General features: G+C 45.1%; 15 protein-coding genes. 12 read left to right on the top strand and 3 right to left on the bottom strand.

Annotated elements, in window-relative coordinates:
- The first annotated feature begins 20 nt into the window (after positions 1–20).
- From IAQ59_RS01860 to IAQ59_RS22695, 6 genes are all read left to right on the top strand, one after another.
- Positions 21–683 carry a DUF2911 domain-containing protein gene (locus IAQ59_RS01860; protein WP_209329050.1) on the top strand — a complete coding sequence of 221 codons (663 nt, stop codon included), beginning with the start codon at positions 21–23 and terminating at the stop codon, positions 681–683.
- Positions 684–806: 123 nt separating this feature from the next.
- Positions 807–2,231, top strand: a complete 1,425-nt coding sequence (locus IAQ59_RS01855; protein WP_209329049.1) for a phytoene desaturase family protein — start codon at positions 807–809, stop codon at positions 2,229–2,231.
- A 215-nt stretch (positions 2,232–2,446) separates the two neighbouring features.
- The gene (locus tag IAQ59_RS01850) at positions 2,447–2,881 is read left to right on the top strand and encodes a hypothetical protein (RefSeq protein WP_209329048.1); all 435 of its coding nucleotides are present in this window, start codon (positions 2,447–2,449) and stop codon (positions 2,879–2,881) included.
- A 190-nt stretch (positions 2,882–3,071) separates the two neighbouring features.
- A complete protein-coding gene (locus IAQ59_RS01845) occupies positions 3,072–4,469 on the top strand; it encodes an arginine decarboxylase (protein WP_209329047.1) in 1,398 nt (465 codons plus the stop codon).
- A 677-nt stretch (positions 4,470–5,146) separates the two neighbouring features.
- Positions 5,147–5,530, top strand: a complete 384-nt coding sequence (locus IAQ59_RS01840) for a hypothetical protein (RefSeq protein WP_209329046.1) — start codon at positions 5,147–5,149, stop codon at positions 5,528–5,530.
- A gap of 186 nt (positions 5,531–5,716) precedes the next feature.
- Positions 5,717–6,322: a glycosyl-4,4'-diaponeurosporenoate acyltransferase CrtO family protein gene (locus tag IAQ59_RS22695; RefSeq protein ID WP_425342592.1), complete on the top strand. Its 606-nt coding sequence runs from the start codon at positions 5,717–5,719 to the stop codon at positions 6,320–6,322.
- Between the two features lie 41 nt (positions 6,323–6,363).
- Here IAQ59_RS22695 and IAQ59_RS01835 read toward each other — a convergent pair whose 3' ends face one another.
- From IAQ59_RS01835 to IAQ59_RS01825, 3 genes are all read right to left on the bottom strand, one after another.
- Positions 6,364–6,774 (bottom strand): NUDIX domain-containing protein, encoded by a 411-nt coding sequence (locus IAQ59_RS01835; RefSeq protein ID WP_209329045.1) that lies wholly within the window; start codon positions 6,772–6,774, stop codon positions 6,364–6,366.
- A gap of 13 nt (positions 6,775–6,787) precedes the next feature.
- Positions 6,788–7,735, bottom strand: a complete 948-nt coding sequence (locus IAQ59_RS01830) for a nitrilase family protein (protein ID WP_209329044.1) — start codon at positions 7,733–7,735, stop codon at positions 6,788–6,790.
- Between the two features lie 268 nt (positions 7,736–8,003).
- On the bottom strand, positions 8,004–8,390 hold the full coding sequence (locus IAQ59_RS01825; RefSeq protein WP_209329043.1) for a hypothetical protein: 387 nt from the start codon (positions 8,388–8,390) through the stop codon (positions 8,004–8,006).
- A gap of 564 nt (positions 8,391–8,954) precedes the next feature.
- Here IAQ59_RS01825 and IAQ59_RS01820 point away from each other — a divergent pair.
- The 6 genes from IAQ59_RS01820 to IAQ59_RS01795 are packed head-to-tail and all read left to right on the top strand — an operon-like array spanning position 8,955 to position 14,022.
- Positions 8,955–9,719, top strand: coding sequence for an SDR family NAD(P)-dependent oxidoreductase (locus IAQ59_RS01820; protein WP_209329042.1), 765 nt, complete (start codon positions 8,955–8,957; stop codon positions 9,717–9,719).
- Positions 9,720–9,774: 55 nt separating this feature from the next.
- Positions 9,775–11,025: a dihydroorotase gene (locus IAQ59_RS01815; protein WP_209329041.1), complete on the top strand. Its 1,251-nt coding sequence runs from the start codon at positions 9,775–9,777 to the stop codon at positions 11,023–11,025.
- Positions 11,018–11,533 (top strand): DUF4199 domain-containing protein, encoded by a 516-nt coding sequence (locus IAQ59_RS01810; protein WP_209329040.1) that lies wholly within the window; start codon positions 11,018–11,020, stop codon positions 11,531–11,533. Before IAQ59_RS01815 ends, IAQ59_RS01810 begins: the two co-directional genes overlap by 8 nt.
- 12 nt (positions 11,534–11,545) lie before the next feature.
- Positions 11,546–12,097 (top strand): DUF4199 domain-containing protein, encoded by a 552-nt coding sequence (locus IAQ59_RS01805; protein WP_209329039.1) that lies wholly within the window; start codon positions 11,546–11,548, stop codon positions 12,095–12,097.
- Between the two features lie 9 nt (positions 12,098–12,106).
- Positions 12,107–13,069 (top strand): glycosyltransferase family 2 protein, encoded by a 963-nt coding sequence (locus tag IAQ59_RS01800; RefSeq protein ID WP_209329038.1) that lies wholly within the window; start codon positions 12,107–12,109, stop codon positions 13,067–13,069.
- Entirely contained in the window at positions 13,069–14,022 is a 954-nt protein-coding gene (locus IAQ59_RS01795; protein WP_209329037.1) for a glycosyltransferase, read from the top strand. Before IAQ59_RS01800 ends, IAQ59_RS01795 begins: the two co-directional genes overlap by 1 nt.
- Positions 14,023–14,056 lie beyond the last annotated feature (34 nt).

Below are 14,056 nucleotides of genomic sequence, written 5' to 3'. Positions count from 1 at the left end.
ATTGAAAAACAAACAAAAAAATGAAAAGTCTACTAGCTGGGTGGAGGCTCGTCCTCCTTATTGTTTTTTCTACGGTGATTGCCTGTGGCGGGGAGCGGATGCAGACTGACACCGACGAGGAATCTGCAACAACTCCGGCCGAAGAACTTAGCCGGTTAGAAAAAGAGCACTTGACGGAATTGGTGGGGTATGCGGATAGTGTAAACCGAGGGTTGAGAGAAGATACAGAGCGGGGAAGTGCAAGGCTAGAGGTTCATGGCAGGGTCGGTAACACCACCGTCACCATCAACCATGGATCGCCAGGTGTTCGAGGCAGGGTTATTTGGAACGGTCTCGTGTCCTATGACCAGGTTTGGGTAAGCGGATCCCATTGGGCTACGGCAGTGACTTTTTCCAACGATGTCGTCGTAAACGGTGCCGATATTCCGGCAGGAACCTATGCGTTTTTTACCATTCCCGGTCGGGAAAAGTGGGAACTGATTATCAACGAGCGGTATGATCAGCACCTAGCAGAAGAGTACTCCCAGTCAGAGGACCTTGTACGGGTCACGGTCGAGCCTATTCCTTTGGAAGATACCATGCAGCGACTGAATTATGCGGTAGAAGAAAGAGGTCCCAAGCATGGGGTCATAGCCCTGAGTTGGGATAAAATTAGGGTTGAGATGCCTTTTGAGGTGAAGTAAAGGCAGGTCCCGAAGGTGTTTGGGAGATAGAAAACAAATGGATGCCAAGGAAGTTTGAGGATCATCCCACCGTCTTCGGTATCGGGGGATGCGTGAGGCAAATTAAACAAATCAAGAAGTAGGATGGGTAAACATGCTTATGACGCGGTAGTTGTCGGTTCGGGTCCGAATGGACTTGCTGCGGCAATTGTGTTGCAATCGAAAGGGCTTCAAGTACTGCTGGTAGAAGGCAAGGAGACCATAGGAGGGGGGATGCGGACTATGGAGCTCACCCTTCCAGGTTATCATCATGACGTCTGTTCCGCTATTCATCCGATGGCTGCAGCCGCACCGTATTTCAAGACCCTACCGCTGCAAAAGTTTGGCCTGGAGTTTCTTCACCCGGAAGTCTTGGCTGCCCACCCATTTCCGGAGGGGGCCGATGCAGCGGTGTTGCTGCATTCCTTGGAACAAACTGCGGAGCGGCTTGGACGGGATAAGCAGCGATACCTTTCGCTTATTGGCCCCATACGCGACAAATGGGCCGAGCTTTCAGGTGATTTTTTGGGGCCGTTGCGGTTTCCAAAAAATCCTTTGGCATTGGCTTCTTTTGGTTTGAAGGCACTTCAGCCGGCCAATTTTCTTTCCAAAACCTTTCGAGAAGAATCAACACGTGCGCTATGGGCTGGTATGGCAGCACACGGTATTCAGCCATTAACCAACCTTGCCACTTCCGCTATAGCCCTCGTGTTGTTAACGGCCGGGCACCATGTTGGCTGGCCCGTAATCAAGGGCGGATCCCAATCCCTTGCGAACGCATTGGGTGCGTATTTCCAATCGTTGGGAGGAGAGATTCGCACAGGTCATATGATACACTCCATAGATGAATTGCCCCCTTCAAGAGCCGTCCTCTTTGATGTGAGTCCCCGGCAGCTACTACAGATTGCGGGCGACCGTTTTTCGAACACCTATAAATGGCAATTGGGCCGGTATAAATACGGTGTCGGGGTATTTAAAATGGATTTTGCCTTGGACGGGGCAATTCCCTGGAAATCGGAGGAAGCTCGGTTGGCGGGTACGGTACATCTTGGAGGCACTTTAGAGGAAATAGCGTACAGTGAATCCATTATATGGAAAGGAGGATATACCGAAAACCCTTACGTCTTGGTAGCGCAACAGAGCTTAGTAGACGATTTGCGCGCGCCGAAAGGCAAGCATACCGCTTGGGCATACTGTCACGTACCTGCCGGATCCACGAGGGATATGTCAGGTATTATCGAAAATCAAATTGAAAAATACGCACCAGGCTTTAAGGATCTGGTGCTTGGCAGCCATTCGATGAACAGCGTGGACTTGGAGTCGTATAACCCCAACTACGTGGGAGGGGATATCAATGCAGGAGTGCAGGACATCACCCAGATCTTCACGAGGCCTGCCTTGCGTGTTTCCCCTTATCGTACCTCTGCCAAAGGAATCTACATATGTTCTTCCTCTACTCCTCCAGGGGGTGGGGTGCACGGTATGTGTGGATTCCATGCAGCGCAGCAAGTGATCAAGGATCTTTTTTAGCGATATTTTCATGGGTTTTTAGAGGAATATCATTTTGTTTTTGAAAATTAATAGGTTCATCTACAGATTTTTAACTAAATAGTCTATAAATTCTATAGGGAAAGAATATAAAAGAAAAAATATTTCATAACTTTGCGTTGTTAATTGAAACAAACTATTCAGAAATTCAGTACTATTACCTATACTTAAAGATGTTAAGACACTTGGCAAACTCGATGGAACATAATGCGACTTCCTTAAATTCAGAGGTTTACTTGAACCGTGAAGAAGTAGAACGCGAAGTATTGTCTGCCGGTGAGGCGCTGGAACGGCAAGGTGTTCGGCTAGTTGGTCGGCAAGCCGCGGAAAGGGGTGACTTTTCGGAGGTTACTTTTGAGTTATCCGAACGTTTTCAATCTTTGTACGGGATCCTTAGGGGGTTGTGCGACTTATACAGGAGTCCTGTGGCGCACATACGAAGTAACCATACTTATCGGAATTTTACCCTTCGTTTCAAAGCAGAGGCTAGGCAGGAAGTGCGTTCGTTTCTAGAACTGATATTTTCAGTGTTAGAAAGAGAAATGCATTTTAAAAAAATCCTACACAAGGTAATATCGATACAGCGAAAGCATGAGCAAGAAAATGAGCTTTTGTACAAGCAGTTGTTTTAAATGCGGAATCGTTGAAATTTGTAGATGAAGACCACGGCGTATGTAGCCGTGGTTTTTTGTTATGGTGAAGCCCTATGGTGAAATAAGCGGCGCGGAAATATCGAAATGGTTGGCATTCGGTTTGAAATTTCAATAATATGTGCAAATTTTGATTCTTCAATTGACTTTCACTTCGTAACAGCCAAAGTACATGAACCAATACATCGATCTCATTAAGCAAACGTTTGATTTCCCCACCAAAGAATTTACCGTAGAAAACAATCAGTTGAAATTTAATGGGGTGGATCTGATGGATATTATTCAGGAATATGGTACCCCTCTGAAATTGACCTATCTTCCAAAGATTTCTGAGAACATTCAAAATGCCAAAACGTATTTTAACAACGCCATTCAGGCGCATGACTATAAGGGTTCTTATACCTACTGCTACTGTACCAAGTCATCGCATTTCAGTTTTGTTGTTCACGAGGCGCTGAAAAATAATATTCACATTGAGACTAGTTCTACTTTTGATATTCCGCTGGTGAGAAGTCTCTATGCAGAGGGCAAGATTACCAAGCAGACATACATCGTATGTAATGGGTTTAAGCGTGACCTGTACAAGCAATATATCTCCGAGTTGTTAAACGACGGTTTTGTGAACTGTATACCCGTATTGGATAACCTTACGGAAATCGATTATTACTTGGAGCACGTGAATGTCCCTTTCCAGGTGGGTATTCGAATCGCTGCAGACGAAGAGCCTAAGTTTGGGTTTTATACCTCTCGCTTGGGCGTTAGGTATAACGACATAGTGCGGCTTTACGAGGAAAAAATCAAAGATAATCCGAAGGTATCGCTTAAGCTGTTGCATTTTTTCATCAATTCCGGAATACGCGACACAGCTTATTATTGGTCCGAGTTGACCCGTTTTATCCAAAAATACGTAGAGCTGAAAAGAATTGCGCCGGAATTGGATACCATGGATGTAGGAGGGGGCTGGCCTATCAAGACCAATGTGTTTTTTGATTACGATTACCAATATATGGCGGATCAAATTGTGAAAAACATCAAATGGATGTGTGCGAAGAATAACACCGTAGAGCCCCACATATTCACGGAATTTGGCAGTTACACCGTTGGCGAGAGTGGTGCCGTGCTCTATAGTGTATTGGCCGAGAAGCTTCAAAATGACAAGGAACTTTGGTACATGATAGATGGCTCCTTTATTACCCAGTTGCCGGACAGTTGGGGGCTCAATCAGAAATACATCATGCTGGCGGTTAATAACTGGAACGAGGAATATCACAACATCAATCTGGGCGGTCTGACCTGTGACAGCATGGATTATTACAACTCGGAGGCACACCAGTTCAATATTTATCTTCCGAAGGTGGAAGAAGGTAAAAAACAGTACATTGGTTTTTTTCACACCGGGGCATATCAGGAGTCTCTCGGAGGGTACGGTGGCATACAGCATTGCCTTATTCCGGCGCCCAAGCACGTGATTATCGATAGAGACACAGATGGCAGCGTGAAGCATTGGCTGTTTGCGCCTGAACAGACCCATGAAAGTATGATGAAAACGTTGGGATACCAAGGGAGGTAGTTCCCTTCGCGAAAATGTTCTGTCTTTAATCAAAAGTAGCCTGACAGTTGGCTGGTCATTTAAGGAACAAAGGAATTGACCGGAGCCATTTATTTCATCTGTTTATAATTTGTCTTTAAGCGGTCAGATGGAATCTCGCACGTATTACAATCGTTCCTCCGTGTGTCGCTTGCGTCGTGCTCGATTTCATGTGTGTATAATTGTTTTTCAGCGGTCACATGGAATCTCGCATGGCGGATAGTCATCCCAGTGTGTGTCGCTTGCGTCATGCTCGATTTCATCTGTTTTTAATTTGTTCTTAAGCGATCAGATGGAATCTCGCACGAATTACAGTCGTCCCTCTGTGTGTCGCTTGCTTCGCGCTCGATTTCATGTGTCTATAATTGTTTTTTCTGAGTCACTACCGGTCTCAGTTTATTGGAGTGCAGTCCTGCGTGTTTGATAGTTGTCCCGGTGTATGTGTTGGCTACTTGATGCTAGATTTGCCAATATTCCTCTTGTCTTGACTGGTATACTAATCCTGTTCGATTAACGTTTGGATTGTATCGAATGATAGTAATGGGAATAAGGCTTTTTCCGATGCACTACTAGTCTTTGAGTCATTAGGTTGAATCCTTTTTCCTTGTGATCAAAGGAATTATTTGCTTAAATTACCTTTCGTAACGTTACTTGTTGTTATGCCTCTGGAAAAAATTGCCCAAATCAAGCGCTTAGCTAAACTAAACGAAGGGATTGAGAAGGAAATTAACGCCGAAAATGCCCTGATATCTAGGCTATTGCTGTCAATTCATAGATTTAAAGGAGATACTTATTGTTCCGCCAGCCCCTTTTTGCGTATCAAGCGAGAAAAAGAAATCAAGCAATTAATGACAGAGATCAAGCGTTGTGATTTTCGTATCCAGCTTTTACGGCGCAAGTTGGCCTCTAATCAACGTTTATGCAATGACATGTTGCTTTGTATTTCTCCCAGTTTCGAGGCCTTCGGAAAAATTGATTTGATGGATAGGGGTACTTTTAATTCTCTGTTTGATTGGAAGTCGATACTAGGGCATCAGAATTAGTGCTGATTGTTAAAAGGTGGTTGAATTTTGAAGGTGGGCGTGCATTGTAAGGCAAGTCCTTTTGGTGTATCTCATAGAGCAGCGTATTCGGATAGCAGTCAGTCCTTTATAAATTCGTTTTGCGTGTTAGCGTACTTACTACAAAGGGTCTGTTGGGTTGTATCGCTCGTAGATCATCTCGAAATTATGGCAAAGAAGATCCTTTTTCCACTTATCGCAATATTCTTGGCCTATAGGGCTTTTGAATTGGTAATGACTTTGTGGTTGCTAAGCCCAACTCAGGTTCCTTTGGCGATCCAAGTTTTCTTCGCCGTTTTAGTAAATTTGTTTATCACCGGAATATTCGCTTTTCCAGGGTTTGTTTATGCAACTAGTAGATTGTTAGGTGAAAGTTATTACCGGGTGAAAAATGAACGGTTAATAATGGATCTAGGTCTCGTACTGAAAATCGGTTATTTCCGGAAAATGCTACTTTTGTTGTTTTGGGGCAAAAGGAGTAACCGGCTTAGGTTTTTTGACGGCACAAAATCCGGTTTATCAAACTTTGAATTTCAAACAAGGCAATCGGAATTTGGACACTTGGCGGCATGGGTGTCGATACAACTTGTAGTGGGGCTTATCCTCATAAAGAGCCACTACTTGGTAGCTTTTTTGACAACGATGATAAATTTTATCTTTAATTTTTATCCAATAGTACTTCAAAGGACTCATCGTATCAAGATAGCCAGCCTAAAAAGGCGTTTTGAGGGGAGCTCGCCTCAGGAGAGTTGCCCCAAAGAGCTTCTGGAATAGTGGAATCTGATAAAGCCACAATGAAGATAGGCTAAAACAACTTACCTACTACCGGTACGAAAAATCTTCGCAAACTCGGTTACGTTAGGGTACATGTTCTTGGCAGCCAATACTTCGTCAGGGGTAAAAAATGCTACCTCTACACATTCAGGTGTGGGTGTAAACATTAGGTGTTCGAACCTGGCTAGGTAAACGACGTTGGCAATGTAAATGCCTTTGTGGTTGATTGTAGTGAAAAAATAACTAGGATGCTCGGCAAGGAAGGCAATCTCCAAACCCATTTCTTCGGATACTTCACGCCGAAGTCCTTGCTCAGGATCTTCCCCGAAATCGAGCCCTCCACCCGGTAGTTCCCAAAAGCCATTGTCTTCCCTTACAAGCAAAAAGCGGTTCTCACCTTCCATTACAAGGGCCTTTACGCTGACCCGGTAAAAACATTCTGGTAGCTGCATTAGTTCGTCTGGTTTAGTTGTTGGAGAGCCAAGCGACTTTTTGTTCCGATCGGTGTTTCCGTGAAATGATCTCTCCGTATAATTCAGGCCTACGTGCCTTTTTGTACCGGTATCCCCCAGCCTGGGTTAGTTTTTCCGGTGTGAGGGTAGCTACGACAACGTCATCGTCCAGCTTTCGGCATTCTGCAAGGATGTCCCCAAACGGGTCTAAAATCATACTGCAGCCGTTTTTGAGCTGATCGTCATCCATCCCGATGGGATTGGAAAAGATCACATACATGGCATTGTCGTAGGCCCTCGCAGGAAGCCATTTCATCAGCCACGTGCGACCCTTCAGCCCGTCAAATTCAGCTCGTAGACTGGTAGGGTCTTTTTCTCGGTTTTCCCAAAGGCGGGGATCCACAAACCCAGCACCTGGGCGTGAGGAAGGCGTACACATGGTCACATGTGGCATGAAGAGTACATCAGCGCCAAGCAGGTTGGTAGCACGCACATGTTCTATGATATTGTTGTCGTAACAGATCAGTATCCCACATTTCCATCCGTTTAGCTCAAAGACACAATAGCTATTCCCCGGTTCAATGTGCGGATTGATAAAGGGATGTAATTTCCGGAACTTCGCAATTACTCCTGTTTTGTCCACACAAACGTAAGCCTTGTAAATACGGTCATTCTCCCGTTCAAAAAGCCCTGCGAGGACCGCTAAGTTGTTAGCATCTGCGATACCCCTTAGCCTTTGTATACTGGGGCCATCAGGTATGGGTTCCGCAATCTCCAGTAGTGCTTCTTTGGACAAATGCCGGGCAAAGGTATAGCCCGTGACCGAGCACTCGTGAAAAGCTACCGCATGGGCACCGAGTCGGGAAGCTTGTGAAGCAAAGTGTTCGATGATTCCTAGGTTATAAGCCTTGTCTGCGCTCTTGTTTTCAAACTGTACCGTTGCGATCTTAAGGGGCTCCATAAAAATGGGTTTTCGATTGAATGGATCGCCCGAATATACTACCTAATTCAGCCGCACGCAAACACCTCAATCGGAGCGGTTAGTCATCTTGTGTCAATTTAAAAAAAAATTCCACAGCTCTTAGGCAATCTGGGTGCTGACAGAACCTAATTTTTTAAAAAATGAAAATCAAACCGCTGTGAGAAAGGAAATCCATTCCCTTTGAGAGAATGGATAAAAATTCAGTAACGCTGGAAACTACAGCGGGAAAATCTTAAGAATGAGTTGTTTAATCGAGGTCTCTCTCGACACGGGCTGAGGGGTCTGGCAATACAAGGTAAAAGGTTTTTTCCGAGTACCTAGCGTCTTCATTTATTCGCACTTTACCGTTGGATTCAAAAGCGGGCAGCCGCGGGTCATCCGGCACGATCAGTTTCTTCATTTTTATATTCAAATAGTTTCCCAATGGCGGTACCGCAATGGGCATGGTCATTGGGTCAGCAAGTTTCAATTCTGTCATTGTCACCACATCGGTAAACGTCTCGTCGAGCTGGTATGCATCGTGTTCCTGATAGATAGAGCCTGGTTTTTCAGGATTGTTGCTCATGTTGATGACATCCTGAGCATAGGCAGAATAACTCAAGGCAAATAAGAAAACATAGACCAGCTTTTTCATATGGCTATCATTGGTTTTATTGTGGTAAAATGACCGCATCTGGGCATTCATGGGGTCGGGTATACCGGTAGTAAACGATCTTCCTCTACGTCGATTGCACTCTGCCCTGCGTCATGTATTACAGCGTGTGAGTTTATTTTATACCTTCTAAGGTAGGTTCTTCCATTTGTAATTCATAGTGATTTGCCAATAAATTTGGAAATAAATCGGAAAAAATTCCTGAGGAACGGTTTAATGATTGTATTGTCGGTATTAATCGGGGTGTAGGAAGGTGTATAGAAAGAACCTTTCACTGCGCAATAGTGTCATCAAATTTGGTTTTCGTGGTTACATCACAATCCTTGGCTTGGAAGTTGAAATTGAAAGTGATTACTAAGGGTACCTGGGTAAAATCGAGCCCATTGAACGTTATTGAAGAGCAAATAGATGATTTTTATCAGGATTTTTACTGGATCTGCTCATATTGTTTCAGTTCCAATAGCCCTACCTTTAGTATTCCAGTCGAAGGTAAGGGATGCCCTTCGAGTGGAATGAACTATTTGTATACCTAAAATGGCTAAAATCATGGAACTAGATGGGAAAATTGCCGTCATCACTGGTGGTGCCGGTGGCATTGGGCTTGCAACAGCCCGCCTTTTTTTGGAGCAAGGGGCTGCTGGAGTTGCAGTGGTTGACTTTAATCAAAGTAATTTGGATGCCGCACAGCAGGCGCTTTCGGATGACCGGGTGATTTGGATTCAGGCCGATGTCAGCACCACCGAAGGGGTGCAGAAATACATGAAGGAAGTGGCGTCCACTTTTGGAAGGCTGGATGTACTTTTTCTGAATGCGGGGGTAGAAGGGGTTGTAAGACCGATGATCGATTACCCCGAAGATGTTTTTGATCAGGTCATGGCGGTTAATGTCAAAGGCGTATGGTTGGGCATGAAGTACGGGTTTCCACTGCTTAGGCAACATGGAGGGGGAAGTGTCATCATTACCTCTTCAGTGGCCGGTTTGGGAGGCACGCCTTCGGTGAGTGCCTATGTGGCCAGCAAGCATGCCACTATCGGACTGATGCGCACCGCTGCACTGGAGGGAGCGCCGGATCAAATCCGTGTAAATACCATACACCCCTCACCGGTAGATAACCGCATGATGAGGTCGTTGGAAGAAGGGTTTGCGCCAGGACAAGGCATAGCTGCGAAGGAAAACTTCACCAAGATGATACCATTGGGAAGGTATGCATCCAATGAGGATATTGCCCAGTTGGCATTGTTTCTGGCATCAGACCGCAGTTCCTTTATCACTGGGGCCACCTATGTGGTGGACGGAGGTATGAAGGCCTGATTTTAATTTCCTTTTTATCAAAGAAAATCGCAGTTTTGCAGAAAGTATTTTTACTATGCAAAAAATATTTCAGTCACTGCGCATTATTTCCGATAAAAGCATCCTCCCTCCCGCAGACTATTTATTTGATGGTCAGGATATAAAAGAATTCCCTCATGGCGCTGAATTGCCTGCGGGGGCGGAGGTGCTAGACTGCGATGGCCTTTTGGGCTCTAAGGGGTGGGTCGATTTGCGATGTTTTGTGGGTGAACCAGGGTTAGAGTCAAGAGAAACGTTTGAAAGCTTGGAGGCGGGGTTGGTATCGGGTGGATTTTGTGAGGCCGTCATTCTTCCCAACACCCACCCGGTAATTCAGTCAGTCAATGAGGTGGCATTCGTGCAGCATCGGGCCAAGGCACTTTTTCCCACGATCCACCTGCAAGCAGCTGTAACGAAAGATACCCAAGGGGAGGATTTTACGGAAATGATCGACCTGTATCATCAGGGCGTTCGGATTTTTGGTGAGGGGCTTTTGCCGTTGGCAAATGCAGATCGGATGATGAAGGCGCTACAGTACTTAAAGAAATTTGATGGGGTTCTTTTTGATCACTCCTACGATCCTTTATTGGCGTTATTTGGCCAAATGCACGAAGGCAACACATCCACGCTGCTAGGGCTAAAAGGAATTCCTCGACTTTCCGAAGAAACAGCGATAGATAGAAATCTGTCCATTTTGGAATACACCGGAGGCCGTATGCATTTTCAAGCCCTAAGTACTGTCGGTGGGGTGGAAAAGATCCGGAAAGCAAAAGCAATGGGATTGCAGGTTACTGCTGACACGTCGATTTATCAGTTGATATTTGATGCGGAAGATTTGATTGATTTTGACACCGCGTATAAAGTAGTACCACCGTTTCGGGATGAGGCAGACAGGTTGGCGTTGGTTGATGGATTGAAGGATGGAACCATTGATGCGCTTATAAGTAATCATGTACCCCAAGACGTAGACGCCAAGTTTATGGAATTTGATCTTGCTCCCTTTGGTATGATTGGGTTGCAGACATTTTTGCCGGCTATGGTTTATTTGGAGCAGGTGCTCGGCTGGCCTTTGCTTATCCAAAAGCTCACCGCCGGTCCTAGGCAGGTCTTGAGGTTGCCGGTAGATCAATTTGATACCCTCACGGTCTTTGACCCTTCTCATGTATGGGAGTATCACGTGGGAAACAACGTATCTGTTAGTCAAAATTCACCCTGGCTTGGAAAGTCGCTCAAAGGACAGGTAAGATTTATGGTCAATAAGGGAAGGTTTCTTAAGCTTTATGAATAAATTGGTACATGCCGCGTTGCCCTTTGGGATGGTGGGCGGGTTTTTGTTGGTTCTAGGCTTTCTTTTCCTGTATTTGCTCGGTACCGAGCCGGTAGGCATGTTGCTTATTTTTGGCTATGTGGTCGTTCCGGTGTTTGTATTTGCGGGGATCAAGCAATTCAGAGACAAATTCAACGGTGGTGCGCTGTATTTTAGTCAGGGAATGAGCATTGGCTTTTTGGTTTACATTCTGATGGCGCTGATTTCCGCTTTGTTCATTTGGGGGTTTATGGCATTTAAACCAGAGGTATTCGAGGCGTTTAAGGCTTCTAATGTAGCCTTATTGGAGGAGAAGAGGGGGCTTTTGACGGAGCAGCTTGGAGAAGAGAGCTTTGAAGAAACCTATAGGAATATTCAGGATATGTCGGTTTTTGATGTGGTTTTAAACGATTTTCTTCGAAAAATTTTCCCCGGATTATTTTTTACAATAATAATTTCCATAATTTTAAAGAGGACTTTAACCTCATAAAATTGAATAGCTATGGAAAATAGATTGACTAATTCACCTTCGCAAGCAGCGTTCAAATCAGGTTTGTATTTGGGTTTGACCATGTTTATCCTGACACTATTGGCCTATTTTGTCGATTACACCATTCTGGTGTCCTTTTGGTTTGGAATCGTAATTTTGGCCTTGTTTTTTGGCTTAATCCTGTTTTTTGGCTTTCAATACAGGAAAGAAGCGGGTGGATACCTGGAATATGGCCCGGCATTTATGTTTTCCTTCGTCACATTATTGGTAAGCGGTTTGATCGGTTTGATCGGTAATTTGATCTTATACCAAGTCATTGACCCGCAATTACCTCAGATGTTGGTGGATGCACAGTTGGAAAACATGCTGAACATGATGGATCGCTTTGGTGCGGGGGATAGTATTTCAGGGGATCAGTTGGATGAAATTAGGGTAGGGATAGAGTCAAATTTTTCTATTTCCGGCCAGGTTAAATCATTTGGAATTGGACTGATTGTTTACGCAATCATGGCGCTTATCTTAGCAGCTATACTCAAAAAGCGGGATAAGTCGTTGGACTATTAATTCGTTTAAATGTTGCAAATATCGGTTGTTATACCTGTTTTTAACGAAGAAGAATCATTGCCTGAGCTTGTTGCGTGGATCAATCGAGTGCTGAAAAAGCAGGGATTTACCTACGAGGTACTTTTGGTGGATGATGGGAGTACGGATGGTTCATGGGAGGTAATCCGGAGGCTTGCGGCTAAGGATACCGTCGTAAAAGGCATTGGTTTCAATCGCAATTACGGGAAATCGGCAGCATTGGATGTAGGTTTTTCCGTGGCTACGGGAGAGGTGGTGGTTACGATGGACGCAGATATGCAGGATTCTCCTGATGAGATAGCGGACCTGTACAGGATGGTAAAAGAGGAGGGTTATCACTTGGTTTCCGGGTGGAAGAAGGAGCGGCATGACCCCGTTACCAAGACCGTGCCTTCCCGCTTTTTCAATGCGGTGACCCGGATTATTTCCGGTATTAAGTTACACGATTTCAATTGTGGCCTGAAGGCCTATCAAAGTAAGGTCGTTAAGAATATCCATATCTACGGGGAAATGCATCGGTACATCCCATTGATTGCGAAATGGCACGGGTACGGAAAAATCGGAGAAAAGGTGGTGTCCCATCAGCCCCGAAAATACGGTACCACCAAATTCGGGATTGAACGATTTATAAACGGCTTTTTGGATTTGATTTCAGTTTCCTTTGTTAACCGATATCGGAAAAACCCCATGCACTTTTTCGGTACGCTGGGCACGCTCTCCTTTCTCACCGGATTCATCATTACCTTTAAGTTGGTGTATGCAAAAATTCAAGGGTTAAGACTTGGCGAACCGGTGCGCGAAATAACAGATCAACCGCTTTTCTTTCTCGCATTGGTGGCCCTCATAGTGGGTGTACAGTTGTTTCTGACCGGCTTTTTGGCTGAGATGATGACTTCCAATACTTCAAGGAGGACTGACTACACCATTTCGGAGAAAATCAACCTAGGAGATTGATGCATTTTTCGGTCATCATTCCAGTATTCAATAGGCCATTGGAGATTTTAGCTCTGTTAGAGACCCTTGCAGGGCAAGTGTTCCGAGACTTTGAAGTCATCGTGGTAGATGATGGTTCGGATATTGCATGCGAAAAGGAGGTACTCGCCTTTAATAATATAATGGATGTCACCTATCTTTACCAGCAGAATGCCGGACAGGGGTTTGCCCGCAATAAGGGAATGCAGCAGGCTAAAGGTGATTTTTTTGTCTTTTTGGATTCGGACTGCATGCTGCCTCCAGATTACCTGAGTAGGGTAGCCGCTGCCGTCTCTGACCGAGGTTTGGATGCGTTTGGTGGGCCAGACCGAGCGAGGGAAGACTTTGATTTGTTGCAGCTTGCCATGAATTATAGCATGACATCATTCTGGACTACCGGAGGTATACGTGGGAAGTTAAAAGATCCTGCCAAATATCAGGCGAGAGGGTATAACATGGGGTTTTCAAAGGAAGTTTTCGAAGAACTTGGCGGGTTTCGGGATGCAAATAGGGCGGAAGACATAGAGGTAAGTATCCGGATAAAGAAAGCCGGTTTCAAGCTGGAACTGGTTCAGGATGCCTGGGTCTACCACCACCGGAAAAGCTCCCTTTGGGGCTTTGCCAAGCAGAGCTATCAATTTGGAAAAAACAGGATACATGTAAATCGCCTCCATCCCGGTGCGTTGCAGGTTGTGCACTTGCTGCCTTTGTTTTTTTTGGTTGGCATATCGCTTCTGCCAGTTTTTTATATTGTCATGCCAGTGTTATGCTGGATTGGCATGTTTTTTTTGCTCTTTTGGGTGGGTGCTATATTGATTTCAGCAACTTTGGAGGTCAGATCGATCCGTGTGGGATTTTTGGCAGTCCTTACTTCCATGTTACAGCTTACCTGCTATGGTGCGGGAATAGCCTTGGGATTCCTTGGTCTCAAGTAGCTTTTGTAGGTGTGATTCGAACTTGTCGCATAAG

Origin of the sequence: Lunatimonas salinarum (assembly GCF_017811155.1) — a bacterium.
Lineage (GTDB): Bacteria > Bacteroidota > Bacteroidia > Cytophagales > Cyclobacteriaceae > Lunatimonas > Lunatimonas salinarum.
Note: the sequence above shows the minus strand (reverse complement) of the source record. Positions and strands in the feature narration are given on the sequence as shown.